Annotated in this window: 25 protein-coding genes; 12 read left to right on the forward strand and 13 right to left on the reverse strand. The window is 59.9% G+C overall.

The genetic code is table 11. The annotated features are described in order from the left end of the window. Nucleotides 1-5 precede the first annotated feature (5 nt). The 5 genes from ACT7DV_RS08880 to ACT7DV_RS08900 all read left to right on the forward strand — a co-directional run bounded on the left by ACT7DV_RS08880 (nucleotide 6) and on the right by ACT7DV_RS08900 (nucleotide 7058). Nucleotides 6-1421, forward strand: a complete 1416-nt coding sequence (locus tag ACT7DV_RS08880; RefSeq protein ID WP_444661898.1) for a dihydrolipoamide acetyltransferase family protein — start codon at nucleotides 6-8, stop codon at nucleotides 1419-1421. A gap of 134 nt (nucleotides 1422-1555) precedes the next feature. Beyond that, complete coding sequence (locus ACT7DV_RS08885) at nucleotides 1556-1996, forward strand: carboxymuconolactone decarboxylase family protein (RefSeq protein ID WP_444661899.1); 441 nt, start codon at nucleotides 1556-1558, stop codon at nucleotides 1994-1996. A gap of 29 nt (nucleotides 1997-2025) precedes the next feature. Continuing rightward, entirely contained in the window at nucleotides 2026-2922 is an 897-nt protein-coding gene (locus tag ACT7DV_RS08890; RefSeq protein ID WP_444661901.1) for a sigma factor-like helix-turn-helix DNA-binding protein, read from the forward strand. 57 nt (nucleotides 2923-2979) lie between these two features. Next, complete coding sequence (locus tag ACT7DV_RS08895) at nucleotides 2980-4482, forward strand: hypothetical protein (RefSeq protein ID WP_444661903.1); 1503 nt, start codon at nucleotides 2980-2982, stop codon at nucleotides 4480-4482. Next, nucleotides 4482-7058 (forward strand): hypothetical protein, encoded by a 2577-nt coding sequence (locus ACT7DV_RS08900; protein WP_444661904.1) that lies wholly within the window; start codon nucleotides 4482-4484, stop codon nucleotides 7056-7058. Before ACT7DV_RS08895 ends, ACT7DV_RS08900 begins: the two co-directional genes overlap by 1 nt. 31 nt (nucleotides 7059-7089) lie before the next feature. Here the strand turns inward: ACT7DV_RS08900 and ACT7DV_RS08905 are convergent, their stop codons facing one another. Beyond that, complete coding sequence (locus ACT7DV_RS08905; RefSeq protein WP_444661906.1) at nucleotides 7090-9156, reverse strand: alpha/beta fold hydrolase; 2067 nt, start codon at nucleotides 9154-9156, stop codon at nucleotides 7090-7092. Nucleotides 9157-9200: 44 nt separating this feature from the next. Here ACT7DV_RS08905 and ACT7DV_RS08910 point away from each other — a divergent pair, with 44 nt between their 5' ends. Next, nucleotides 9201-10343 carry a hypothetical protein gene (locus ACT7DV_RS08910; RefSeq protein WP_444661908.1) on the forward strand — a complete coding sequence of 381 codons (1143 nt, stop codon included), beginning with the start codon at nucleotides 9201-9203 and terminating at the stop codon, nucleotides 10341-10343. A 25-nt stretch (nucleotides 10344-10368) separates the two neighbouring features. Next, nucleotides 10369-10917, forward strand: a complete 549-nt coding sequence (locus ACT7DV_RS08915; protein ID WP_444661910.1) for a hypothetical protein — start codon at nucleotides 10369-10371, stop codon at nucleotides 10915-10917. A 162-nt stretch (nucleotides 10918-11079) separates the two neighbouring features. Here ACT7DV_RS08915 and ACT7DV_RS08920 read toward each other — a convergent pair whose 3' ends face one another. From ACT7DV_RS08920 to ACT7DV_RS08955, 8 genes are all read right to left on the reverse strand, one after another. Then, nucleotides 11080-12552 (reverse strand): amino acid permease, encoded by a 1473-nt coding sequence (locus tag ACT7DV_RS08920; RefSeq protein WP_444661911.1) that lies wholly within the window; start codon nucleotides 12550-12552, stop codon nucleotides 11080-11082. 13 nt (nucleotides 12553-12565) lie between these two features. After that, complete coding sequence (locus tag ACT7DV_RS08925; protein ID WP_444661912.1) at nucleotides 12566-13981, reverse strand: aspartate ammonia-lyase; 1416 nt, start codon at nucleotides 13979-13981, stop codon at nucleotides 12566-12568. A gap of 45 nt (nucleotides 13982-14026) precedes the next feature. After that, the gene (locus tag ACT7DV_RS08930) at nucleotides 14027-15022 is read right to left on the reverse strand and encodes an asparaginase (protein WP_444661914.1); all 996 of its coding nucleotides are present in this window, start codon (nucleotides 15020-15022) and stop codon (nucleotides 14027-14029) included. Continuing rightward, nucleotides 15019-15723, reverse strand: a complete 705-nt coding sequence (locus tag ACT7DV_RS08935) for a FadR/GntR family transcriptional regulator (protein ID WP_444661916.1) — start codon at nucleotides 15721-15723, stop codon at nucleotides 15019-15021. Before ACT7DV_RS08935 ends, ACT7DV_RS08930 begins: the two co-directional genes overlap by 4 nt. A 137-nt stretch (nucleotides 15724-15860) precedes the next feature. Next, a complete protein-coding gene (locus ACT7DV_RS08940) occupies nucleotides 15861-16298 on the reverse strand; it encodes an SRPBCC family protein (RefSeq protein WP_444661918.1) in 438 nt (145 codons plus the stop codon). A gap of 9 nt (nucleotides 16299-16307) precedes the next feature. Beyond that, on the reverse strand, nucleotides 16308-17288 hold the full coding sequence (locus ACT7DV_RS08945) for a TIGR03086 family metal-binding protein (protein ID WP_444661920.1): 981 nt from the start codon (nucleotides 17286-17288) through the stop codon (nucleotides 16308-16310). Next, nucleotides 17285-17632 (reverse strand): ArsR/SmtB family transcription factor, encoded by a 348-nt coding sequence (locus tag ACT7DV_RS08950; RefSeq protein ID WP_444661921.1) that lies wholly within the window; start codon nucleotides 17630-17632, stop codon nucleotides 17285-17287. Before ACT7DV_RS08950 ends, ACT7DV_RS08945 begins: the two co-directional genes overlap by 4 nt. A gap of 138 nt (nucleotides 17633-17770) precedes the next feature. Beyond that, a complete protein-coding gene (locus tag ACT7DV_RS08955) occupies nucleotides 17771-18721 on the reverse strand; it encodes a beta-ketoacyl-ACP synthase III (RefSeq protein ID WP_444661923.1) in 951 nt (316 codons plus the stop codon). A 271-nt stretch (nucleotides 18722-18992) separates the two neighbouring features. On the opposite strand from ACT7DV_RS08955, the gene ACT7DV_RS08960 reads away from it, so the two are divergent. The 4 genes from ACT7DV_RS08960 (at nucleotide 18993) to ACT7DV_RS08975 (ending at nucleotide 21853) form a co-directional block, all read left to right on the forward strand. Beyond that, nucleotides 18993-19799, forward strand: coding sequence for a metallophosphoesterase (locus ACT7DV_RS08960; protein WP_444661925.1), 807 nt, complete (start codon nucleotides 18993-18995; stop codon nucleotides 19797-19799). A 62-nt stretch (nucleotides 19800-19861) separates the two neighbouring features. Further along, the gene (locus tag ACT7DV_RS08965) at nucleotides 19862-20422 is read left to right on the forward strand and encodes a histidine phosphatase family protein (RefSeq protein ID WP_444661926.1); all 561 of its coding nucleotides are present in this window, start codon (nucleotides 19862-19864) and stop codon (nucleotides 20420-20422) included. A 97-nt stretch (nucleotides 20423-20519) separates the two neighbouring features. Then, on the forward strand, nucleotides 20520-21002 hold the full coding sequence (locus tag ACT7DV_RS08970; RefSeq protein WP_444661928.1) for a transposase: 483 nt from the start codon (nucleotides 20520-20522) through the stop codon (nucleotides 21000-21002). A 47-nt stretch (nucleotides 21003-21049) separates the two neighbouring features. Further along, the gene (locus ACT7DV_RS08975; protein WP_444664817.1) at nucleotides 21050-21853 is read left to right on the forward strand and encodes an IS3 family transposase; all 804 of its coding nucleotides are present in this window, start codon (nucleotides 21050-21052) and stop codon (nucleotides 21851-21853) included. Nucleotides 21854-21926: 73 nt separating this feature from the next. Here ACT7DV_RS08975 and ACT7DV_RS08980 read toward each other — a convergent pair whose 3' ends face one another. The 4 genes from ACT7DV_RS08980 to ACT7DV_RS08995 all read right to left on the reverse strand — a co-directional run bounded on the left by ACT7DV_RS08980 (nucleotide 21927) and on the right by ACT7DV_RS08995 (nucleotide 25070). Next, on the reverse strand, nucleotides 21927-23096 hold the full coding sequence (locus tag ACT7DV_RS08980) for an acetyl-CoA C-acyltransferase (protein WP_444661929.1): 1170 nt from the start codon (nucleotides 23094-23096) through the stop codon (nucleotides 21927-21929). Continuing rightward, nucleotides 23093-23743, reverse strand: a complete 651-nt coding sequence (locus ACT7DV_RS08985) for a CoA transferase subunit B (RefSeq protein ID WP_060702671.1) — start codon at nucleotides 23741-23743, stop codon at nucleotides 23093-23095. The genes ACT7DV_RS08980 and ACT7DV_RS08985 overlap by 4 nt, the downstream gene beginning before the upstream one ends. A gap of 2 nt (nucleotides 23744-23745) precedes the next feature. Continuing rightward, nucleotides 23746-24450: a CoA transferase subunit A gene (locus ACT7DV_RS08990; protein WP_444661931.1), complete on the reverse strand. Its 705-nt coding sequence runs from the start codon at nucleotides 24448-24450 to the stop codon at nucleotides 23746-23748. Between the two features lie 164 nt (nucleotides 24451-24614). Further along, nucleotides 24615-25070 (reverse strand): VOC family protein, encoded by a 456-nt coding sequence (locus ACT7DV_RS08995; RefSeq protein WP_444661933.1) that lies wholly within the window; start codon nucleotides 25068-25070, stop codon nucleotides 24615-24617. Nucleotides 25071-25138: 68 nt separating this feature from the next. Here ACT7DV_RS08995 and ACT7DV_RS09000 point away from each other — a divergent pair, with 68 nt between their 5' ends. Continuing rightward, nucleotides 25139-25930: an IclR family transcriptional regulator gene (locus ACT7DV_RS09000; RefSeq protein WP_444661935.1), complete on the forward strand. Its 792-nt coding sequence runs from the start codon at nucleotides 25139-25141 to the stop codon at nucleotides 25928-25930. The last annotated feature ends 27 nt before the right edge of the window (nucleotides 25931-25957 follow it).

A 25957-nucleotide genomic window follows, 5' to 3' on the forward strand; every position in this document is an offset into this window, starting at 1 on the left:
TAGAAATGACAGTTTTTAACCTCCCCGATGTGGGCGAAGGCCTGACCGAAGCAGATATCGCCTCGTGGAAAGTCAAAGTGGGCGATACCGTCGAGGTCAACCAGATCTTTGTCGAGATCGAAACCGCAAAGTCGCTCGTTGAGCTGCCGTGCCCTTTCGCCGGTGTCGTCACCGAACTGCATGCCGCCGAAGGCGACACCGTCCTGGTGGACAACCCGCTGATCAGCATCGACCAGGACGGCAACGCCGCACCTCCAACCGGTGTGCCTGAACCGGTGGAAGCACTGAACACTGCAACCCCGCAGGCTTCGGAAGAACCTGGCCCGCTGGTCGGCTCCGGGCCCACCGCGGACTCGTCGGTACGCCGCCAGCGCACCAGCCGTCCGGCCCCATCCACTGCCGGCACTCGCGCCGCAGCGGTGCGCACTTCCGGCTCGGCACTGGCAGACACCATTACCCGACGTGCCCAGTCGCTGGGCAGCGTCGTACGCGAAGAAGTGGACCGCCGCAAGCCCGCGGTGGCAAGCTTTGTCGACCGCGTGCTGGCCAAGCCCCCGGTGCGCCGCCTGGCCAAGGAACTCGGCATCGATATCAATGATGTCGTCGGCACAGGTAGCCAGGGCGAGATCACTCGCGAAGATGTGAACAGCTACCAGGCCCAGCGCGAGGCTGAGCATGCAGCAGCGCCAACCTACTGGGCGCACGGCCAACTGGCCGATGCCCGGGTGGAACGCACTCCGGTGCGCGGCGTCCGCAAGGCCACGGCCAAGGCCATGGTGGATTCAGCCTTCACCGCACCGCATGTCTCGATCTTCGTTGATGTGGATGCCAGTCGCACCATGGAATACGTGCAGCGCCTGAAGAAGTCCCGCGACTTCGAAGGCATCAAGGTTTCGCCGCTGCTGGTGCTGGCTCGTGCAGTCATCTGGGCCGCGGCACGAAACCCATCGGTGAACGCCAGCTGGGTGGAAACGCCAAACGGCGCCGAAATCCACCAGAAGCGCTTCATGAACCTGGGCATCGCCGCGGCCACCCCGCGTGGCCTGCTGGTCCCGAATATCAAGGACGCCCAGAACCTGAACATGAAGGAACTGGCCGTTGCCCTGAACGAGTTGGCCACCACAGCCCGAGCTGGCAAGACTCGTCCAGAGGATATGCGCGACGGTTCGCTGAGCATCACCAACATCGGCGTGCTGGGCATTGATACCGGAACCCCGATCATCAACCCGGGAGAGGTGGCCATCGTTGCCTTCGGCACCATCCGCCAAAAGCCATGGGTTGTAGACGGCGAGGTAGTTCCACGCTGGATCACCACGCTGGGCGGGTCATTCGACCACCGCGTAGTCGATGGTGACCTTTCGGCCCGCTTCATGGCTGACGTTGCTTCCATCCTGCAGGAACCGGCAATGCTGCTCGACTAGCAAACCGCACTGACGCCCCGGGGAAAAACTTTGAAAAGTTTTTCCCCGGGGCGTCACAGTTAAAGCTCCTGAAACGACGTATCTATTGACGGCATAAAAATTGCCGTGAACGCCGAAACAACGGGAGCAATGCCATGCGCATGAACTTGAGCAAGACCCACAAGAAGGGATACGCAGCTGTCTTGGGACTGGAATCCTATGCCAGTTCTGCGGTGCCCAAGGAACTCTATGAACTGGTCAAGCTCCGTGCATCAATCCTCAACGGCTGTTCTTTCTGCACGGACATGCACTCGCATGATGCGATGAACGTGGGCATTCCTGCAGCTAAGCTCTTCGCCGTGGCCGCGTACAACGATTCGCCACTATTCAACGACGCAGAGCGTGCCGCCCTGCGATTGACCGACGAGGTCACTCGACTGGATGCAGCGCACGGTGTGAGCGACGAGGTATTCAACGACGCGGCCGAAGAATTCAGCGAGGAAGAAATCGGAAATCTGATCTTGGCCATTTCAACGATCAACGTCTGGAACCGAATCGCCATCACCACTCAGCTCGAACCACCAGTACGCGGTTAATGGCAAGACCAGCTGATACGATCGGGCGCGTGGAACAACGCGAAGCCCGCATGGCGCTGGAGCAATGGCAAGAGGCCATGCCCCGGCTGACGATGCTGGCCTACAACATGCTCGGCGTGTGGGCTCAAGCAGAAGACGTTGTTGCCGCAGTCGGTGAACAGGTCTTCAGGCTTGAGCCCCATCAGGTCGCCGCAGTGGAGAACTGGCCAGGGTTCCTGACCACGCTGACGACCCGCCGATCCATTGATGTGCTGCGTTCGGCCCAGCATCAGCGCACCGACTATGTCGGCTCCTGGCTTCCCGAGCCGATCGACCAGAATGCGCTGCCCGAAGAGGCCGCGATCAACGATTCGATGCTGCGGCTCGGCGTCCTGTTTCTGCTCGAGGAGCTCTCCGCCCAGTCACGAGCTGCCTACGTGCTTCACCATGCCCTGGGATATACCGCCGCCGAAATCGCCCCGGTCTTGGAAACCTCGCCGGCAGCAGTGAGGCAATTGCTCAGCCGCGCCGCCAAGAAGCTCGGCCAAGCCCAAGCCCCGCAACTTGAAGTGTCCCGTGTCGCGTCGCTGCTGACCGAGATCGTACAAGCCATACATCGTGCCGACATCAACGGGCTGGTCAAGTTGCTGGCCCAAGACGCGGTACTCTACTCCGACGGCGGCGGGAAGGTGCGTGCCGCGCTTAATCCGGTCTATGGTGCGCAGAAGATCGCTCGATTCATGATTGGAGTGGATCGAAAGAACCCGGGGCGCCGGATCTGCACCGGCCGCATCAATGGCGAGCCGGCTTTGCTGTTCGCCATGGAGGGCAGGGAAGACGTGTTGGTCATTGATGTTGTTTCGGGATCCATCCAGCGCATCATGCAAGTTTCGAACCCCGATAAATTAGGCAGGGCCGGGAGCAACTGGACTGAGTTGCGAACCTAGGATTACCCGCGGCGAACCGCAATAGTTAGTCAACGCCCTGTTGATACAGTAGATTTCATGACTCGCATCAGCCGTGGAAGACCACTTCGCTACACTGTTTTGCTGGCCAGTGCGGTGGCCATGGCGGGCGCACTGAGCTTTGGCGCGGTCAGCGCTCCGGCACAGGGGGCCGGCTGGGCAGCTTCCTCTGATTCCGCTGAACCGGTATATCCGTCATCGTCGCCCAGCAGCGAGTCAGAGAACAAAGACACCATTCTGATTCCCTCGGTCACTTCCCAAGAAGGCAAGTTCTACCTGGCAGTGACGGATGCAGCGATCGATGACATCGATTCAGAACAAATCATGGGTGCGGTCCGTGAAGCAGTGGATGGGCAAAACGCCAAGATTCTTCTCGGCGTAGATAAAAAGCCCAATAACCTCAAAGGCGCGAGCCAACTCGTCCGCGGCATGCTGATGTTCGGGGACAGCGACGCACTCAGTGATGACTGGCTGGAGAACGGCAAAACCAAAGGTTACGTGGGCGAGGGCTGGATTGCGGTGGGCGTGATGCTTCCGGAATCGGCCGACGGGGAAGTCGAGGTTTTTGTTGATCCCGGGCGCAACGTCAGGGAAACTGAACCAGGCAGCAAAGACAAGATCCTAGAAGCTGGCAAGGCGGAATTCGAAGCTGGCGACTACACCGCTGGAATCAGCGCTGTCGCGATGTCAACCACTGAAAACCTTCGTGCCCCGCTGGATCAGAAGATCGCCCTGTCGATCGCCCTCGGAGTGCTGGCACTCATCGTTGGCGTGCTCGTGTTCTTCGGATTGCGCAACAAGCGCCGCAAATTGCTGCAAGCTGCTGCCCAAAAGCGAACCAAGCAGGCCGAACGCTGGGAATCCGCTATTCAGCAGGATCTTAATGCGCTTCGGCGTATTCCGGCCACACCCCTTGACGTGCAGGCAGGTAATCGCAGTGCCCTGGCCTTGCACGAAATCCAGGTGCAACGAGAGCAAGCCCTTGCCGACTATGGTTCAACGACAGCCGGCCTCGTCGACACCAGCGCTGGTGCTGGAATTTCTGAAGCCCAGGCACAGCAACTTGAGCAGCAGTCCGAACACCTTTCCCTGTTGCGCCGGGCAGTTGAGCTGGCTCGCAGCCTGCAAGGACCGGCCAGCAGCTCTGTGAAGTCGTGGAACCAGATCATCGAACAGCACCGAGGCGGGCTGGAGCTGCTGGTGCGGTTCCTCGATGGAGACGGGGCCGCCCAACTGGAAATTGCCCCACAAGTTCGCACCGCAATTGTCACACACACCGATGCACTCGACCAGCTCCACGAACGAGCAAAGTCCAAGCCCGGCCCGCAACAGGCCGCCGATTTGCTGGACGACCTATGGGTGCTGCGCGACGAACTGGATTCACTGGTGGATGCTGCCTTGGCCCAAGCCGATGCGGCACGCGTGAAGGCCGACGCAAAGCTGGTTGAGCAGATGCGCTCCTTCCTGCCCAGCGCGGCAGCCGCAAGCAATGATCCGATTTCGGTGCTCAGGACCTTCTGGCAGGAAGGCGGGAAGCACTAATGGCCGCACGATTGATGCACGATTCGATGGGCCGAAGCTTGCGCCGCCCCTATCATTGGACGGCTTTTGCAGCGATTTTTCTTGCTCTGGTGACCACCTTGCTGGGGGTACGCGCCGGGTTCGCAGTGCACGCCGCCAGCGTGCCGCTGCCCTATGAAGTCACCGTCCAGATCAAGGGAGAACAAGATTTCAATATCACCCAGGAGCACGTCGACGCGGAACTGGCTGCGCACCCGGTACGGTCTTCGCAACCGCTGACCCTGATACTGGTGGACCGTTGGCTGACCGGTGACGAAAAGCTGCGCGGCGAGATCCCGGATAACCAGATCATCATCTCTTCCAAGCTGGACAACCTTGAAACCAAGGATACGGATGTCGAGGAACGCTTTAGCGGAGTAGCGCTGGCCAGGAATCTTGCGGGCGGCGATGATGCGCATACCGACTTGAGCTACGACATCGCGAAGGCCTTCACCAAGAATGTTTCTGTAGGCCATGGATCCAAGGCAGTGGTCGCCGCCGCGCACACCGCGTCGGTGGTGCTGGATAAATCGGCGACGAGCTCGGTCATTTTCTGGTTCTCCATAGTCGGACTCAGTGCCATGCTCACGGCGGCTTTCCTTGTTCCTGCATTGCGTTTCCGTTCCCGGTGGGAATCGAGGCACCGCCGCCTGGCTGTGGCCCAGCGCAAGCTGGCCCGTGTGGTGCTGGACTTGGAAGCCTTGGAGGCCACATATTCCGCCACTGAACCCTCGAGGCGTCCCGAAGGTTTCAGCGCAGCATGGACGCAGCTGCAGAAGCTGTCGCTGAATGCCGCCCGCGATGAGGACCCATTGGTCGGTGCACTTTTTGACCGCGAGCAATGCCTGGGCAAGGAAACCGGCGAGAAGCTCGCGGCCTTTGAAGCCACCACGCGCAAGCTGACCGGCTTGGCTGATAGCCTCATGGGTGCCGGTTCGGTGCATGCACGCCTGGCCGGTACCGGTTCCACTTTCGACAAGCTGAGCAGCCCGATCAACGATGCGGCGACAGCGCTGTTGATTCGCCTCGAAGACGCACCGGGAAGGATGGTTGCCGGCGCGGATCTGGCAGCACTTCGCGAAGCGTTGGGAAATCTTCTAGATGCAGCCCAGGGCGATATTGAGCAGATCGATGCCGTGCAGGCGTGGTCTGCCGCTGAAGAAAAGCTTTCAAGCATTGCCCAGCGGCTGATCCGTCAGCTGCGCCGCTACCCCCATGGGAAGAGGCCGCCTATCCCGGAAGTGGGCGTGGAGCACAACCAGCTGCGCTCGACCCTGGGCTTGGCACCCGTCTCGCAACATGGCGCCCTGCATCAGCTGCATGTCGCCAACAGCGTGGCTCGGTCAATTCTCGGCGATACGCTCAGCACGGACCAAAGCCAGAAAACGCAAACCAAGCGCACTTCGTGGCTCGTTGCGTTGCTGAACAAATTCGCTACCGCACGCCCGGGCGGCAAGGATGAACCGGGCAAGCTCGGCCGAGCCAAGATCATCGGACTGCTCGCGGTACTGCTGTGCGCCAGCCTCATTGCCGCCGGAATCATCGTGTCCTCGGTGACCAAAAAACCGCAGGCAACTTACGATGGGTCGGGCCAAGGCATGGTCTTGGAATTCGATGACAAGGCCGGTTTGGTTGACGAGGCCGAGATCCGCCGGTATATGGAGGAAGACTTCGAGGTAGAACAGCACCTGCTGGTAGCCGTTCGCGACGCGGAATCCTATCTGGACCTGCATAACAGGGAAGGCTCGGAATATCGCGAGTCGACGCCTCAAAGCGTGCGGCAGGCCATTTGGAGGATCAAGAACGAATACAAGGATCGGATGGATCCAGTCAGCCAGGAACTGCCCGAAAACCTGACAATCATCCCGTTGCTGATCACCGATGAAGGCAAGGGGATCATGCCCGGCCTGATATCAGGTGCTGTCATCAGCGGGACTGCTTCGTGGGGAACAACTAGCGGTTGGGAGTACGGAAGCATCTATGAATCCCGGTACCCGTCGATGGAAGTGGCCCATGCGGCCGAGGACTTCGCGACGGTGCTCAAGCGCGCTGGATATGAAGAACCTGACTACAACACGGCTCTGTTGTTCTGGATCCTCACGTTCATGTTCTTCTTCACGGTGCTCAACCTGATCCAACTGGTTCAGTACCTATTGGGTGCCACCACGCGCTTCAACCGATTCTCCCGCGGTTCGCGCTCGCTTCAGCAGGCACGGCGGCGGTTGGAGCGCTTGGCCCTGGGCCTGGACGATTCGCAGATCAACGCCGTTGCTGTTTTGGGTGCCTCGGAGTCGGGGCACGCTGATGAAGCGGGGCAGCGTCTCTTCGAACGTGCGCTGATGATGGCTTGGCGCGAAGCCGAGGAGCTGTCCGCCATGAGCCTGTCCGAGCGTCTTGGCTCGGGTTATGCCGCACGGGCTGATCATTTGCAACGTCTGGTCGCCTTGCTCGGTGAACGCGATGAGGACGTGGCCAAGCGTGCCCGCGACCTGGTTCTGGCCAGCCGCGGGGCCGGCGGGGATGCGCCGCGGCCGGTGGTATTGCCGGGGCAGCAGTAAGCGCCACCCCGGCAGCCGGTGCATGCCGTGGCTAGCCTAGGAGCTCAGGCAGTTCGCCGGGCGCGTTGCCCAGGACCTTCTGGGACAGGAATTCGGTCACGACTTCGTACCAGATCTTGGCGTGCTGCGGGGAGAGGATCCAGTGGTTCTCATCCGGGAAGTACAGGAACTGGTGCTCGGTGCTGCCGTCTTCCTTTTGCGGCAAACCGGAATCTGCCAGCAACTCGTACCACAAGCGCAGTCCTTCGCCGATGGGCACACGGTAATCCTTGTCGCCGTGGATGACCAGCATCGGCGTGACAATATTGCCCACCGAATGATGAGGCGAATTCTGCTCGCGCATTTCCGGGCTCATCTCGCGGGTCCAGTAGAAGGCCGCATCGGTGGTTTTGCCGAACCCTTCCAATGCCCACAAGCTTGCGTGGGTGACGATAGCTTTGAAGCGGTCGGTGTGCCCCGCCACCCAGTTGGCCATGTAGCCGCCGAAGGAACCACCCATCGCGGCCGTGCGGGTTTCGTCGATGTCTTCGCGGGCCTCGGCCTCATCGGTGATAGCCATCAGATCCGTAAATGGTTCTTGGCCCCAGCGTCCCCAGCCGCGCTGGATGAACTCCTGGCCGTAGCCGGTAGACAGCGCAGGGTCGGGCAGCAGCACCGCGTAGCCTTGGGCCACCAATAACCAAGGGCTCCAGCGCCAGCTCCACGCGTTCCAGGAACCCAGCGGCCCGCCATGGATCCACAGCAGTAGCGGTGCCTTGTTTTGCGCCGAGGCAGATTCCGGCAGTGCCAGCCAAGCGCGCACCGTGGAACCGTCTTCCGCGGTAGTGCTGACTTCGGTCAATGTTCCCGGAAGCTGCGGGCGGGGAGCAGGGGAGAGCAGCTGAGTCAGATCGGCGAAGTCGCCGGCTTCAAGCTCGTGGACATGGGTCAGGTCAACCGCCACCGGCTCGGCAGGGTACAGATAGCTGGAACGCAGCGCGTAGGCGGTGCGGGAATCACGACTGATGGCCACGTCCGTGAAGCTGCCCTCATCGGTCAGCCGGGTGATCTTGTCGTTGTACAGGCTCAGGTGGAAGATCGGGCTGTGCCCGTTGTCATCGGCGATCAGCAGCAGCGAACGCCCATTGGGAACCCATTGGATGTCATTGGCCCAGTGGTCCCACCCGGCGGCAATCTGGTGGGTGGATCCATCGGCCAAGTGCATCAGCCACAGTTCAAAGACCGGTGCGGTATCTGCTGTTGAGCGGTGCCAGCGAGCGTAGACCAGCTCTTTGGAGTCTGGGCTGATTTTGCCCAGCGTGTACTCGAAAGTGTCATCTGGGGCCAGGAGCAGATCCTGGGCGCCAGTGTGCAAGTCGATGCGCATGAGGCCCGGGGCCAGGGAGGCCCGACCTTCGTTCACCTGCCATTCGGTGATCAGGAATTCGCCATTGGGTGCCACATCAAAGGCGGCCTCCTGGAGGTTCGCGCCGATGCCCGGGGTCAGATCCGTGAGCTCAGTACGGGCAGAATCCTGATCCTCTGGAAGCGTGCCGGTGTAGAGGTGCGGGGTGGATGGGCCGAGGTCATGGTCCCAGTAGCGCACCGGATAACCGGTGTGCAAAATCGCAGAGACCTTCTTGTCCTTGCGGGCCGTGCGCAGCTTCTCTTCGGCATCAAGGTCCATGGCCCGGCTATGAGCACTGGTGCGAAGGACGATGGTTTGCGGGGATTGCTCGCAGATGCGCAGCGAGTCAACGCCGGCCGGGTGGGAGATGACCGGGCGAGCTTCACCGCCTTCCGACGGGAGTAGCCAGCCCTCGGGCTTGGCGTCGTCCTTGCTGGAGCGCTTGGCCACGAAAAGCAGGTCGCCACTGGCGGTGTACTGCGGCTGGGATTCGCCCTGTTCTCCGAAGGTGAGCCTGCGTGCGGGGGCTTGACTTTTGGGATCGATGGCCCACAAGGCGCTGTCGTAGCTGGTTTCATCCTCGGACAGGGTGCTCATGGCGGTGACCAAGCGCGTTCCGTCGGGGGAGAGAGCTAGGCCGCCGAGCCGGGGCATTGAGATGTACGAATCCAATTTATGAAATGAATGCTTAGAGTGTTCCACCTCACTCATCTTGCCACTGATTAGAGTCTGAAACTAGCGCCTGCAAAAAATACTTGAAGCTCAATCCGGAGTTTATTACTGCATTTGTCTATTGCGAAGTAGGGGATTTTGAGGCGTATTTCCCGCTAAATAGCCGTAAGGACTCGGTGCTGACTGTTGTTTCGGGGGTTGCTGCATCGGGGCTCGCTCTTTCGATAGCAATTGCGCCGGCTCAGGCGGCCAATGCATCACGTTCTTCCGTTGCTCCCGAGGCTCGGTCTCTGGTGGTCGTACCGTATGCACTTGGGTGGAAAGACGTCCTGATGACCGCATTCGAATACGTGCTTGAAAATGTCAAGTCACTAAAGAAATACCCGGCAACTTTCTCAGATAATGGTTCCAGAGCGACCGTGACCCCGGGGAGCGTGCAATTCAATAAGGGTAGTAATGGTGTCAACATGGTCGACAAGAAAGTCTACGCGCAGAAAGCTGGACATAGAATTGAAATGTGGGCAAATTCGCAACAGCCTTTCTATAGGGGAAGCATTGGTGTGGTACTTCGTAAGGGGTCATTCAAGCCGATTAATCGTACGGTCGGCCATAACCAATACAGTACATACAAGGTCGGAAGTGGAAGAACCGGTAATTATATAGCGTCGTTTAATTCAACGTCCAAACACAAATGGCGCATAAGGATTGGGTACAACCATTGTGGAGTCAAATCATACCGAGCGTTAGGTGATCTTGACGCGCCGAGTGTTGGGAGTTTCGTCGACGTTGGAGATGAAAAATTTCTAGTCCCATCGGATTCCTTCAAGCGTCCTAAGCCGGCGCTTCGGGCTCTTGGTGGTCCAGAGGGAGAATATGACTTCAGCGGTCTTTATGAGGAGTTTTATGACAGTGAGCTAGACTCCTTGGTTGACGTTCCGAAGACATTGCCTGTGGATTCGTCCGTAGTGGTCAGTAATAAGATCAGCCGAGTTCACTCCAACGCCGAGGAGGACGCGACTTACTTCCATTTTGACAATGCAAGGGTCGCGGTGGAACTGCCATTTGCAGGCAATTTAACGAAAAGGTTTGCGGTAGGAGATCGCGTTAAGTTTAAGTTCCAAATGAATCGTGTTATTGATGGTTATGACTTCGTGACTTTTGATTATACCGATTCGACGTCTGCAGAGGGCGTTTTCCCGAAAATTGAAAAATTTATCGACGGCTAAAATTTTTACGCGAGAAAGTGGATTCATGAAGAATAAGTGGCTGAAAATATCTGTTCTATCGGTTGTTGCCATAGGGATTATATTTTGGATCTTTCGGGGAATTGCGTGGGGTCCGATGACTGCTCAAGAGAGTGAATTTGAGCCGTCTGATATTTCGTCCGCGATAGAAGATTTAGGATATTCAGTTTCTGTACCAAAATACTCGCCTCAGGGTTATCACTTGAGCCAAATCCTAGTGACGCACCTTCCTCCAGTAAAGGACAACAATCCTAAAGAACTAACCCTAGTTTATGAACGTCAGGGATATGACACGTTTGAAGTCGTTGCGCGAAAGATGCAAGTCTCGTTTGCTGAGGAAGTCACCAGACAAAAGTATCCAACGGATGTTCAATCATGGATCAAGATACATGAGTCGGAAGCTGCCATTCTTCAAACGAAGGCGAAAGATAGTCCTTCTCTCCGGATGCTCTATGCTCCAAGCATGGATCGTTCCTACGAAGTTCGAACTGAAAATCGAACGGGTCGATCTCTGGGGGAAGCTGATATGCGTGAAATTCTGGAGTCGATTAAATAAGTTAGGCATCGTAGGAGGCCGCTAACTCTGCATGGAAACTTAGCGGGTAACTAGATGATCCATGTATTCTTTAGGCCTTATAAATAAGAATCAGCGGCCGAGGTAAACCAGTTACTGGATTACCTCGGCCGCTATGGTGTGATTTCTAATTGTTCCCTCAGACTACTCGACCGACGCCTTGGCGTTCATGCGAGCCTGGGCCAGTTCGTTGATGCGGCCGCGGCACAAGTACCAGCCGCCGATGATCATCGGAATGATGATGACCAGCGAGGCGATGGTCCAGGTGCCTACCGGGTTGTCAAAGGCCATCATGATCAGCACCATGACCAGGAAGGCCAAGGTGACCCAACCGGAAATCGGCGCCAGCGGCATGCGGAAGCTCGGGCGATCCTGCTCGCCGCGCTTGGCCGACTTCACCAAGGCCATCTGGCACAGCACGATCATGGCCCACGAAGCGATGATGCCGATGGCGGCAAAGTTCAACACGATCTCGAACGCTGCAGCGGGAACTATGGCGTTCAGGACAACACCGAGCACGGCCACCACGGCGGTGATCACAATGCCGCCGTAAGGCACACCGGCCTTGTTCATGCGTCCGGCGAAACGCGGAGCCGAGCCGTTCAGCGACATCGAGCGCATGATGCGGCCGGTGGAGTACAGACCGGCATTCAACGAAGACAGCGCCGCGGTAAGAACCACCAGGTTCATGATCACGTCCATGCCCTGGATGCCGATCGATCCGAAGAAGGTCACGAAGGGCGATTCCCCGGAGCTGTAGGCGGTGTAGGGCAGCAGCAGCGAAAGCAGGACCAGGGATCCGACATAGAACACGGCGATGCGGATGATCACGGTGTTGATGGCCTTGGGCATGACCTTTTCAGGGTTCTTGGCCTCGCCGGCGGCGGTGCCGATCAGCTCGATGGAAGCGTAGGAGAACACCACGCCCTGCATTAGCACCAGAACCGGCATGAAGCCGTTGGGCAATAGCCCGCCGTTATCGGTGATCAGCGAGAAGCCCACGTCGTGGCCTTCTACCGGGGTGCCGAAGATGACAAAGTAGCAGCCGATGATCAGGAAGGCGACCAGCGCAATTACCTTGACCAGGGCGAACCAGAATTCCATCTCGCCAAAGGCCTTGACCGAGATCAGGTTCATGGTCAGCACTACGGCCAAGGCCAGCAGCGCCCAGACCCACTGTGGGACGGCGTTGATCCAGGCGACGTACTTGCCGAAGAAGCCCATATACAAGGCCACTGCGGTGATGTCCACAATGGCGGTCATCACCCAGTTCAGCCAGTACAGCCAACCGGTGGCGAAAGCGGCCTTCTCGCCGTAGAACTCGCGGGCGTAGGAGACGAAGGAGCCGGTGGAAGGGCGGTGCATGACCAGCTCGCCGAGCGCGCGCAGAATCAGGAAGGCGAAAAAGCCGCAGACTGCGTAGCTGATGACAATGCCGGGGCCGGCATCGGCCAGTCGGCCTCCGGCGCCCATGAACAGGCCGGTGCCGATGGCGCCGCCGATGGCGATCATCTGCATCTGCCGGGAGGAAAGGCCCTTGTGGTAATCGTTGTCGCCGGCGGTCAGCGCGGCGTCAGGCACGTGCGCCGCAGTGGCGTGCGGGGTGGAATTGTCCATCGGGATCCTTGTTTTAGTCGGAGAGGTTGGCGAGGCGCTCGGGGGAGAGCAGCTCATTGAGGTCGTCGGCGGAAAGCAGGCCTCGTTCGAGCACCAGCTCGGCCACGCCGCGTCCGGTGTGCAGCGCTTCGAGCGCCACCGACGTGGAGGCGGCATAGCCCAGGCGCGGGTTCAGCGCGGTCACCAGCCCGATGGAATTCTCCACCTCGCGGCGCAGCGCTTGCTCATCTACGGTGATGCCGTCGATGCACTTCTCCGCCAGCGTCAAGCAGCCATTGGTCAGGTGCTTCAGGGACAGGGCGATGGAATGGGCGATCACCGGCTCGAAGGCGTTCAGCTGCAGCTGGCCGCCTTCGGCCGCCATGGTCACGGTCAAATCGTGGCCGACCACCTGGTAGGCGATCTGGTTGACAACTTCCGGGATCACCGGGTTGACCTTGCCTGGCATGATCGACGAACCTGACTGCACGGCCGGCAGCTGGATGTCGTTCAGCCCCGCCCGCGGACCGGAGGAGAGCAGGCGCAAGTCGTTGCAGATCTTCGAGATCTTCAGGGCCACGCGCTTGAGCACCCCGGAGAGGTGCACAAAGGCGCCCACATCACTGGTGGCTTCGATCAGATCCGGGCTGGTGGTCAGCGGCAGCCCGGTCAGTTCGCGCAGGTGGCGGCAGGCTGCCTCGGCATATCCGGCCGGTGCATTCAGGCCAGTGCCGATGGCGGTGGCACCCAGGTTGATCTCGGTGACCAAGCTCAGCGACTCGGCCAAGCGGGCCCGATCCTCGCCCAGGGTCACAGCCCAGCCGCGGAACTCCTGGCCCACGGTCATCGGCACGGCGTCCTGCAGCTGGGTGCGGCCCATCTTCACTACGGTGCGGAATTCAGCGGCCTTGGCATTGCAGGAACCCTGGAGCACCTCGATGGCTGCCAGCAGCGGCTGGGTGGCGAAGTGGGTGGCGATGTTGACCGCGGTCGGGTACGCGTCGTTGGTCGACTGCGACAGGTTCACGTGGTCGTTCGGGTGCAGGTACTGGTACTCGCCCTTTTGGTGGCCCAGGATTTCCAGCGCCAGGTTGGCGATGACCTCGTTGGCGTTCATGTTGGTGCTGGTGCCGGCCCCGCCCTGGATCGGATCCAGGATGAACTGGTCGTGCAGCGACCCGTGCGCGATGGACTCGCAGGCCTGGTCGATGGCGCGGGCGCGGTCCGCATCCAGCAGCCCCAGTTCGTGGTTGGCACGGGCCGCGGCCTGCTTCACGCGCGCCAGTGCGCGGATCAGATGCGGGTTGCCAGCCAGGGTGGTGCCGGTGATGTTGAAATTGTTTTTTGCGCGCAGGGTGTGCACGCCCCAGTAGGCTTCCACTGGGATGTCGAGGTCGCCAATCAGATCATGCTCGCTACGCGTTTCGCCGCTGAGCAAGGTTTCAGACATGGTGGATGTATCTCCAAAAAGGTAGTGGTTCGAGTAAGAAAGGATCTAGAGGGCAGCCAGCACGCCCACTGGCGCACCGCCGCCCATTGCGGGGGAGCTGGCCAGTTCGCCCAGGGCCGCAGGAGCGGCATCACCGAGGTGCTCGGCCAGGAGCTTGACGGTGATCGGCATGCGCGCGCGGTCCGAGCCATCGGCGATCTTCACTGCCAGGGCGGCGCCATCGGGCAAGGCCACGGCCTGGATGCCCTCGAAGCCGTCCTTGGCTACGGCACCTGGGAGGGCGCGCATCAGCTCGGTGACATCGCGGCCCACGCCGGCCACCAGTTCCGGGTATTTGGACATCGCTGCGGCCACGCGGGCCTCGGGGGTGCCTGCTGCGGCGGAGGCCAGGCGGGCGAATCCGCGGGCCAGGCCGATGAGGCTGATCAGGTAGACCGGGGTGCCGCAGCCATCGGTGCTTTCGCCGCTGATCTTCTCGCCGGTGAGCTCTTCGACGGTCTCCTGCAGCATCTGCAGCAGGCGCTCGTCGTGGAGGTAGTCGGCGGTGTCCCAGCCCTTCAGCTCGCTCAGCGCGGCCAGGGCCGCGTGCTTGCCCGAGCAGTTCTGCGCCAGCTGGGTGGCGGTGCCGCCAGCGGCCAGGTACTCCTGCTGCTCGGCCACGCCGTAGGGCAGGTCGGTGGAGTTGCGCAGCGCGGTTTCATCCAGCTTGGCCGCTGCCAGGGTGGAGCTGGCTACCTGCTGGTGGATTGGCGCACCGGAGTGGCTGGCCGAGGCCAGGGCCAGCTGCTGGTCGTCCAGCTGCAGGCCGGCGCGGAGCATGCCCACGGCGAACAGCGGCTTGAGCGCCGAGCGGGGGTAGTAGGCGGCCTGCGGCTCGCCGACGGAGGCGAGCACTTCCCCCTGCGCGTCCAGCAGCACTGCCGAGCCGTAGTGGATGGATTCCACAACTTGGCCGCGGGTGGCGGCTACCAATGGCGCGTGCTGTGGCAAAACCGGGTTGGCCAGCGGGTCGGTCTGCGACTGCGGGTGGGCGGGGATCACTTATTGCTCCTGACGATGGTGGACACGGCATGTTGTACAGCTGCTAGATGATCGCCCATGGCCTGGTTGGCGGCCTGGGGATCTTGTGCTTGGATGGCCCGGTAGATGGCCAGGTGCTCGTCCTTGGAAGGGCTGCGCCGCCCGGCGACGAGGTTCACGGTTTCGGATTGGCGGGCCATGGCCTCGCGGATATCGGAGACCACCTTGGTGAACACCGAGTTGCCGCTGGCTTGGGCGATGGCGGCGTGGAAGGCGGCATCCAATTCCACCCAGGCGGCGGCATCGTCTTCCTGGTCCATCTGCTCGATCAGCCCGCTGATGCGTTCCAGATCTTCGGCGGTGCGCCGGGTGGCCGCGAGCGTGGCGGCCGGAATTTCGATATGCGGGCGGGCTTCGAGCAGGTCGTCGGAGGAGAAGACGCCCAGCTTCAATTCGCGGGTGGGGCGGTGCGAAATGACAAAGGTTCCGCGCCCGGTTTCGGTGCGGGTCAACCCCAGTGCTGCGCAGGAACGCAATGCTTCGCGGACCACCGAGCGACTCACGCCGTAGTCGGCGGCGAGGGCCGCTTCGGAGCCCAGCTTGCTCCCGACCGGGATTTCCTGGGCTTCAATGGCAAGGCGGAGTGCGTGGAATACGGCTTCGGCAGCGGAGCGTCGCTCGATCGGCTGCTGTCCGGGTGTCCAGCTGTCTGACAGGTTCACGAGTACAAGTGTGCGGGTGTGATGCACCCAACGTCAAGTCGAAAATCTTAGTGAGTGGGAACACTCAGGTCAGTAGCGCACCGGTGCCGTGGACACCATGCTGGCTGCATGGCGTCCACGGCACCTGAACATCATTGCTAGGCCCGCTCCAGGATCTTCTTCAGGGCTCGCAGATCAGCCATATTGGCACGGCGCATCATGGGTTTCATCAGCGGGGCGACGAGCTTGCTGAAACCCGTAGGCTGTCCATCATTGCGCAGCCGGACCTGGGTTGCCGTTGGGCCCACTGCTTCGAATCGATAAGTGGTGCGCATGGGGAATGGGCCTTGAGCGGTGGCCATGACCAGTTCCTCGTCCTCCAGCATCGACGTGACTTCGTAAGTGTAGGAGAGGTCCCGACCGAGGAAGCGAGCTTCAAAGGAGGTGCGGGAACCGACCCCAAATTCTTTCTGGTCCAGCCGGCGCACCGAGTGGATATTCTGATACCACGTCGGTGCGTTCAATGGATTCATCGTGTAACCGGCCACCATGGCCAGCGGCCGGTCAATCACGATGCTGGTCGAGACATCAACCATCAGTGGTCCTCAAACCCCTGCGGGAACGCGGCCGGTGAAGGCAATCAAGCGATCCAGGCTGCTGGCGGATTCGGCAATGACAGCTTCTTCCGCGAAGGAGCCTGACGCGCGCTGTTCTGGACCTATGGTCTTGCGTGCCAGGCCGAGAACGTACTCGGCATGGCCCGGATGGATCTCAAAGCCCTGCCCCGTGGCCTGGGCGAAGTCCCACCCGTGAACCATCAATTCAAGATTCAGGATGCTGGCGACAACTTTTGCCGGCATCGCAGCGAAACCGAGATCGATTTCGCCTTCCAGGCCACGAGCTGCGAAGGCTTCCAGGGTCTGCTGCGCCAAGTTGGCGATGCGAACTTCTGGCGCGAGCGCTGGGTCGTCAGAAACCGCTGCTCCCAGGCCCATGCCGATCGAACAGATCGAACCTGCAAGGTGATCCAGCAGCTGGCTCACCGAGAACTTAGCGCAGGGGGTGGCCTTGCCAAGGTCTGCTTCTGAAATGCTGTTCAGGGCAAATTGCAGTGCCGCCAAGGATCCCTCGGCAGAAATGAACGGGTCCTGGGGCTCGGGAACGGCGTTCCACTGGTCGATCACTGCCTCGCCGGATTGGGCAAAGCTCGTGAGGCGATCCAGGAAGTGGTTCCATCCTTCTGCATGGCCCGAAGACTGTTCTGCGTTCAGGCCTTCATGGCGCAAGGTGACTGCGGTGCCGTTCTTCCAAGGTTCCAAGGTGATGAAGACCGTTGAGTCGCCCGGCGGAACGGCGTCGGAGCCTTCCCAGCCCCATGTGAACACCAGGCGCTTGCCCGGCTCGATTTCGGTGAAGGTGCCCGTGGCCTGATGGCCCGGGCCCATGGTGAAGCGGAAGCCCCCGCCCATTCGAAGATCAACGCGGTTGGCAACTGTTTGCCAGCGGCGAAGGCGTTCGGGGTTGGTGACAAGGTCAAAGGCGGTGTCGGCGTCAACGGGGAGGAGGACAGTTCGTTCGAAGCTCATGGCATTTCTCCTGGTGGCTGCTGTGGCGAATTCGGCGGTGTGCCGAGTGCTGCCAAATCGGCGGCTTCGGCGACGAGTAGATCAAGTTCGGTGTTCCAAAACGAGTCAAGGAGGACCTTGAGCTTCGCGATGCCTGCTGGGTTCAGCGAGTAGTAGCGGCTGCGTCCATCCTTGCGCGCTTGCAGCAGTCCTACGTCAATTAAAAGCAGCAGGTGTTGTGAGATGGCGGAACGAGAGACCGTAAAATTTCCCGCCAGTTCCGTCACCGTGCGTTCTCCGGAACCCAGCAACTGAATCAAGCGCCTTCGCGTTGGTTCGGATGCGACTTCCAGTAGATCAAGCATAAAAGATACGTTAGCAGTGACTAACGCATTTGGGCAAGGGGGTGGGGGAATGATTTTGGATCTCCCGTGCAACGCTGTTAAAGCACTAGTGGGCGCCCTGGCAAGAATGCCGGAGCGCCCACTAGTGGTGGTAAATGCTTACGGGATGGTGATGATCTGGCCAGCGTAAGCCAGGCCGCCACCGAAGGCAAAGAGCAAAGCCTTGGAACCTGAAGGCAGTGGCTCATCCGAGGCCATCATCTTCGACAAGGCCAGGGGAACCGATGCCGCCGAGGTGTTGCCCGAGTAGACCACATCGGTGGCCACCCGTGCGTTCGGAGCGCCGATCTTCTCGGCCAGCGGCTCGATGATGCGAAGGTTGGCCTGGTGCAGGACAATCGCGTCCAGTTCTTCTGGCTTCATGCCTGCGCGGTCGATAATTTGCGAAGCAATCTTTGGAAGCTGCGTGACGGTCCAGCGGTATACGCTCTGGCCATTCTGCGCGAACTTCATGTCGTTTTCGGTTTCAATGCGAACCGCATCGGACAGCGATGGAACCGAGCCCCAAACCACTGGAGAGATCCCATTATCTTCAGAAGCGGTGATGATGAACGCGCCAGCTCCATCCGCGGTCAACACGCAGGTGGTGCGGTCGGAGAAGTCAGTGTAGTCGGTGAGCATTTCCGAACCGATGACCAGGGCGTTCTTCGAGGAGCCTGCGGCAATGGCTCCCTGGGCGATGCCGACTGCATGGGCGAAGCCCGAGCAAGCGACATTGAGGTCCATGGTGGCAGGACCCTGCTCCATATTCAGGGCGTTGGCAACGCGAGCGGCCATATTCGGCGAGCGGTCGGTGGCGGTGCAGGTAGCGACGACGATCAGATCGATATCCGTTGCCTTGATATCTGCTGAATTGCGCAAAGCCATCTCGGCGGCCTTGATGGCCATGGAGTCTACGGTTTCAACACCGGTGCCCCAGCGGCGTTCCTCGATGCCAACGCGACGGGTGATCCATTCATCGCTGGTTTCCACCAGCTTTTCCAGCTCGGTGTTAGGGACGATGCGCTCCGGCTGGAAGTGGCCAAAGGCGACGACTTTGCTGCCCGTCATGGATATAGCTCCTTGGTGGATTCAAATCTGCTCTTCTAAGGGTAGTCGTTTTGGGTGCTACTCGCTGTTCATATACCGCAGATCGCATGTATTGCGGGCAATATCCCATGATTTCGGCAATTTTCGTTCGGTAATCGAAAAACAGGGATTCGCTAGGACTTCACATCTCGTCGGTTCCTTGTTCACCTGATCGTCAGAACCGAACAGTTCAATGGAACGAACGGCAGCAGGACGCGGGGAGGGATCGATGAAGCCACTGACAATCATTCATATGAGCGACACCCATCTGTGCCCTGAAGGCCGGTTGCTTCATGGAAGCATTGATTCCTGGCGGCGAACTCGCCAGGCCCTGCGGGTCTCGCAGCACTTTTCGCCAGACGCAATCGTCGTGACCGGAGACATCGCCGACCGAGGCGCTCCGATCCACCCGGCGGCCGCGGCGATGCTCAATGACATCCAAGAGGAGCTTGGATGCCCGGTGATCAGCATTCCGGGCAATCACGATCCACTGGGAAGCGTCGGTCCAGAATTCAATACCCAGCGGTTATCGACCGGCCCCTACCCGGCCAATACCGTGCACGAAGTACTGGGATTGCGGATTATCGGGCTGGACAGCGGAGGATTCCAGCTGGCGCAAGGCGAAGTGGACCAGGCCCAGCTCGCGTGGCTGCAGTCATTGCTCACCGTGCCGGCCCCACTTGGTTCGCTACTGCTATTGCACCACCCGCCGGTGGAAGCCACGAGTTCAGCAAGAGCCGGGCGTGGATTAAAGGATCCGATGGCGTTGGCCGCGATCACCGTCGGCACCGACATCCGGGCCATCCTCTGCGGGCATTATCACCAGGCTGCAACGAGCCAGTTGATCAATACCCCGGTGTTCATGGCGCCAGCAGTTTCCTACAACATGAATCCTTTTGCCCCTGATGAAATTCTCGCGGAATCCGGATCAGGATTTGGGGTACTTCAAATGGGGCAAGAAGCACTGAATTGGTTCATTGCCTACAGCGACCACATCATGACCGGACCGCAGGATGCGGCGCCAACACCGTCGGTGGGCGGCCAGCGGGCCGCCAACTGATATCGGCAAAACTTCGCATTCAAGATCAGGATCTCGAAGTGCACGCAAGAAAGAAGAAGACGATGAGTGAACAGAAAATTGTATTGATCCGCCATGGCCAGACCGAGTGGAACAAGGCAGGGAGGCTGCACGGACGCAGCGACCTGCCGATGAACGACACCGGAGTGCGCCAAGCCCGGCAGCTGGCAGCCGACCTCGCGATGCAAGGGCCGTGGGCCGCGGTCTATTCCTCTCCGCTGTTTCGGGCGCTGCAGACTGCGCAAATTATCGCCAACGGAGTCGGCACCCGTGCCCTGTACGAAAACCCGGAGCTCATGGAGCAGGACTTCGGCGATTGGGAAGGCAAGCTGGTAGGTCACCCGGCCGATGAACAACGCCAAGTGCACATTGGATCTGGCGAAACCGAGCAGCACCTCATTGAACGCGCGATCAACGCCCTGTTCAAGATCAGCCAGCAGCACCCAGGAGAAAACGTGCTGGTGGTAAGCCATGGAGCATTGATCAGCTCGGTGCTCAGCGCATTGACCTCAGAATCCGATCCACGGGTGGCCAACGGGACTTGCCGCGAACTGGACGCGCGGTTGCTGAACACCTACGTGTCCCGCGAACCGCTCTGGCACTAGAAGCCCAACTGCGAGCAAAAGGCTGCCAGCGGAAATTCGTGAACTGCTCCACAAAAGTTGGACTGAGAAATCAGAACTACTTCTGGGGAGCATTTTCATGCGAACACGCAGCACATTAACCGAGGGCCAACGAGAACGACTCGTTGATCTTTTTGAAGCCGGCATGGGATCGAAAGCTGCTGCCAGCCAACTGAACGTTCGTTACTCCGCCACGGAGAAGCTTTACGATCGGTGGAGATTACATGGCAGGCTTTGTCTTATGGAAAAGCCAACCAAGACCACGTATTCCTTTGAGATCAAGAAGGAAGTCGTTCAGCGGTACCTCGCCGGTGAAACTGGTATGGATCTCGCGGCCGAGTTCCATATCAGTTCAAAGGAATTGGTGAAGAGTTGGACGCGAGCATGGCGCCAAGGTGGGGACGAAGCGCTCATGCCCAAACCCAAAGGACGGCCTAAAGGCGCCGCTCGGCCTGAACCTTTGAGCGAAGAAGAGAAGCTTCGCCGGGAGAACAAGCGACTGCTCGCCGAGGTGGCCTACCTGAAAAAATTGCGGGACTTGAGGGAGCAGGGGCACCGCTAAAAACCAAGGCGATTGTCACTCTCAAGTCAGAACACGACCTCACAGACCTGCTTGCCGCGGCAGGATTGGCCAGGTCAACCTATTACTACCATCTGAAACTGATGGACCAGGCGGATCCGCACGCGGAACTCAAAACAGCCATCACCACGTCCTTTGAGACCAGCAAACGGCGCTACGGGTACCGAAGAGTTCACATGGACCTTCGCGCTGAAGGCTGGAATGTTGGTAGGAAGCTGGTCCGCAAGCTCATGCGGCTCCTCGGATTCCAATCCAAAGCGCGCCCGAAGCGGCGTTATAACTCGTATCAGGGTGAGCAGAGCAAGATCGCTGAGAATCTGTTGCAACGACAGTTTGATGTTGAAGCTCCGGATACCGTTTACGTCAGTGACGTGACTGAGTTCAGAGTTGATCAGAGAAAACTGTATTTGTCACCGATTATGGATCTGTTTGACCACAGCATCCGGAGCTACACGATCGCCTCGTCACCTACTACGGCGTTCACCAGTCAAAGCTTGGCACTGGCTTTAGGTTCCCGGGACTTCAACAAGAAGCTGCTGGTGCATACGGACCAAGGATTCCAGTATCAGCATCAATCGTGGAAACGATTGCTGGAGGAGCAAGGCGCGGTGCAGTCCATGTCTCGTAAAGGCAATTGCTTCGACAACTCGGTCATGGAGAATTTCTTTGGACATCTCAAGTCAGAGATGTTTCATGGAGAGCATTTCGCGGATTATGAGGAGCTCAAGGTGGAGGTTGAGGTGTATATCGATTGGTACAACAGCAGTCGTCGTAAGGAACGGCTGAAGGGTATGACTCCGATGGAATATCGGTGTCATACCCTTGCAGCCTGAGCCGGACTATTATTTAGTAAGTCCAACTTTCGGGACCCAGTTCATTCGCCGGCAGCCTTTTGGGTTGTTCGAGTTACAGCGAGCGAAGCACCACGGCGGTGCCCTGTCCGCCGCCACCGCAGATGCCGATGGCACCCAGCGAGCCTGCCGGCAAGTCCTGCAGCTGGCGGGCCAGCGTACCGATAATGCGTGCGCCCGAAGCGCCGATAGGGTGGCCCAAGGCGGTGGCCCCGCCATGCTGGTTCACGATCTTCTCATCCAAGCCCAGAACTTTGGCCGACTGGACTACCACCGCGGCGAAAGCCTCGTTGATTTCGACTGCCTTTAAGTCTGCAGCTTGTACGCCAGCCTTCTGCAGCGCGGCGGCGATGGCGTTTGATGGCTGTTCATGCAAGGTGCGGTCCGGTCCGGCGACAAAAGCATGGGAGACGACTTCAGCCATCGGGCTCAGGCCCAGCCGCGCAATCGCAGCGTCGCTGGCCAGCACCACGGCTGCCGCGCCGTCGGTGATTTGCGAGGAGTTGCCTGCGGTAATGCTGCCGTCTTTCGAGAACGCCGGGCGCAAGGAGGACAGCGTTTCCACAGTGGTTGATTCGCGGATGCCGTCATCCTCGGAATAGGTGGTTTCACCCTTGCGAGTAGAGATGGTGAACGGGGCGATCTCCCCGGCGGCGAAGTCCCGGGAGGCGGCGGCGCGCTGATGCGACGCGGCGGCCACCTTGTCCTGTTCCTCACGGGATAATGACAGCTTGGCGTTGTGCTCTTCGGTGGAAGCACCCATCGAGCGCTTTTCTGCGGCATCGGTCAAGCCGTCGTATTCCAGGGTGTCGATCAATTCAATGGCACCGTACTTGGTTCCGGCACGGGCCCGCTGAACGTGAGGTGCCAGGGACATGGATTCCTGGCCGATGGCCAGGACGATATCGGCTTCGCCATTTTTGATGAGGCGAGTGCCCGCAACTACAGCTTCGGCTCCGGAAAGGCAGACGGCGTTGACCGCGATGGCCGGAACATTCAGCGGAATGCCCGCACCGACAGCTGACTGGCGAGCGGGGTTCTGGCCTGCTCCGCCTTGAAGCACCTGTCCAACGATGACCTGCTCTACTTCGCTGGGGTCAACACCGGCACGCTCCAGCGCCGACTTGGCGGCGTGGGCGCCCAGCTCGGTGGCTGGAACACTGGCGAAGGCGCCATTGAATTTCACAAAGGGGGTGCGGGCGTAGCCCACGATTTTGACGCTCATGCTTTCGGGTCCTCCAGGATGCCGACGGCAAATTCTGCTGCCGTGATCTCTTTAATGGTTTCTGGGCTTTCGCCCGGGGCTACGGCGCGCAGGGTCATTCGCCCTTGCTCGATGTCGAAAACCGCGCGGTCGGTGATGATGCGGTCAACCACGCCAACACCGGTCAGGGGCAAGTCGCAGGACTCCACGATCTTGCTCGTTCCATCTTTGGCGGTGTGGTCGGTCAGGACAATCACCCGGGGCGTGCCGGCAACCAGGTCCATGGCTCCGCCCATGCCCTTGACGAGCTTGCCCGGGATGGTCCAGTTGGCGAGGTCGCCGTTTGCGGCTACCTGCAACGCACCGAGGATGGCTGTTTGCACGTGGCCGCCTCGAATCATGCCGAAGGACGTTGCCGAGTCGAAGAAGCTTCCACCGGGCAGGATGGTGACTGTCTGCTTGCCGGCATTGATCAGGTCGGCATCTTCCTCGCCCTCATAGGGGAAGGGACCCATGCCAAGCAGGCCGTTCTCGCTTTGGAGCTTCACCGAGACGCCCTCGGGAAGGTGATTGGCCACCAGGGTGGGGATGCCGATGCCGAGGTTGACGTATTGCCCGTCGGTCAGTTCGCTGGCGGCAATCGCCGCCATTTCATCACGAGTCCACATGCCTAGGCCTCCTGCCTGCTGCGTACGGTGCGCTGTTCAATGTCCTTGACCTCGTCGGCCTGCACCAGGGTCTGCACGAAAATGCCCGGGGTCTCGACCAGGGATGGGTCAAGGTAGCCATCGAGGATGTGCTCGGCTTCGGCGAAGGTGTGGCGTCCGGACATGGCAACCAATGGGTTGAAGTTCCTGGAGGTCATCCGATAGCGCAGGTTGCCTTCGGAGTCGGATTGGTAGGCCTTGACCAGCGCGAGGTCTGCGAAGATTCCGCGTTCCAGGATCGCTGGCTTGCCGTTGAACTCCATGACTTCCTTGCCTTCGGCCACTGGAGTGCCCACGCCGGTGGGAGTGAAGAAGGCTGGAATGCCTACACCGCCTGCGCGCAAGCGTTCCGCGAGGGTGCCTTGGGGGCAGAATTCCACGTCAAGGTCCCCGTCGAGGAACTGTTGAGCGAATAGCTTGTTTTCTCCCACGTAGGAGGCCAGGACCTTGGAGACCTGCCGGTTTTCCAAGAGTATGCCCAAGCCTTTTCCATCCACGCCCATATTGTTGGACACGATGGTCAAGTTGGTGGCTTTGGAGTCCCGCAAGGCGGTGATCAGCCTGTTGGGGATTCCTGAGAGGCCGAAGCCTCCTACGGCGATGGTCATGCCATCCTTGACGACGGCGGCTAGTTCTGCGGCCGCGTCTTCTCGAAACTTCGTTGTCATCGATATCTCCCTGCGTCCACTATGTGGAGTGCGGATGTGTCTACTTCCAAAGTTACGTAGTCGCAGATGAGCATTCAATAGCGAACGGGACATTGCCTGCTTATTGATCGGATGGTGAGGAAAAACAGATTCTCTGTCCATAATATGAACGCTTTTGCAGAGAGCTAGACGACATCGAATTCGTTGCCTTCGGGATCGGCCATGCACACCGCAAAATGGTCCATCTCGGGCAGGTCCATCACCTCTCGGATGGTGGCGCCGAGGTCCGCCAACCGCTGCGCCTCCTGAGTCACCCGCTCCTTGCGCGTCTCGAATTCGACGCTGCGTCCGCCGCCAACGAGGAGATCAACATGCAGCCGGTTCTTGATGCTTTTGGACTCGGGCACCTGCTGGAACCACCAGCGCGGGCCGTTGCCTTGCGGGTCGACCAGCGACTCTGGCAGGTCGCCAACCCCGGGGCCCAATTCATCTTCCGGAACGCCCATGGCTTGCCAATGCTCGCGCCACGTTGCGTGGGGTGCCGGAGGCGGCTCGGGAATGTAGCGCATTGCCTGGGACCAGAATTCCACCATGGTTCGCGGGTCGGTGCAGTCAATGACTAATTGCCATGAATTCTCCATGCCCCACATTATGCGCCCCTGCTCGGACAAATACAGGGCAATGGACAAACTTCGTCCATAATATGGCCATGAGCAATTTACCGGCAGGAGCGCAGGTTGTCGGCCGGCTGGCTGCCGTGCTGCGAACCGTGAGCACCTCAATGCCCGCTGGCATTACGACCACCGAAGCGGCCCGCGCCACCTCACTGGCCCGGCCAACGGTGCACCGGCTGCTCTCGGCATTGGTCACCGAAGGATTCTGCGATCACGATCATCGCACCGGCAAATGGCTGCTGGGCCCGGAGCTGTACCTCATGGGAGCCGTAGCCGCCGAACGCTACGACATCAGCGAGCTGGCGCGCGAGCACGTCACGGCGCTGGCCGAACAGACCGGAGAGAGCGCCTTCCTCTCCGCGCGGCGCTCCGATGAAACCGTCTGCTTGCTTCGCCAGGACGGAGCCTTCCCGATCCGGTCCTTTGTGCTCTATGAAGGCCGGCGCTTCCCACTGGGAGTGGCTTCAGCGGGTATGGCAATTTTGGCTTTCTTGCCGGAAGAATCCATGAAGCGCTATCTGGCTGGCAGCTGCTTGGAAGCCGAATACGGGCCAGCCCATAGCGCCAGGGAACTGCGCAAGAAGATCGCTGAAACCAGGAAACTTGGCTATTCGGTCAATCCGGGACTGATCGTCGAGGGAAGCTGGGGAATGGGCGCGGCGGTCTTCGACAGTTCCGGGCAGCCGGCTTGGGCCTTGAGCCTGACCGGCATCCATACGCGGTTCGAGGCCGAACGGAGAAAAGAACTCGGCGACCTGTTGCTGCATCATGCCCATGAGCTGTCCACCAAGCTGGCTGCGCGTACCGGACCAGCTCAGCGCCAGTGAGCACTTGGCGTGTTGATAGGTACCTGC

Source organism: Glutamicibacter sp. TV12E, from assembly GCF_052441935.1.
Taxonomy (GTDB): Bacteria; Actinomycetota; Actinomycetes; order Actinomycetales; family Micrococcaceae; genus Glutamicibacter.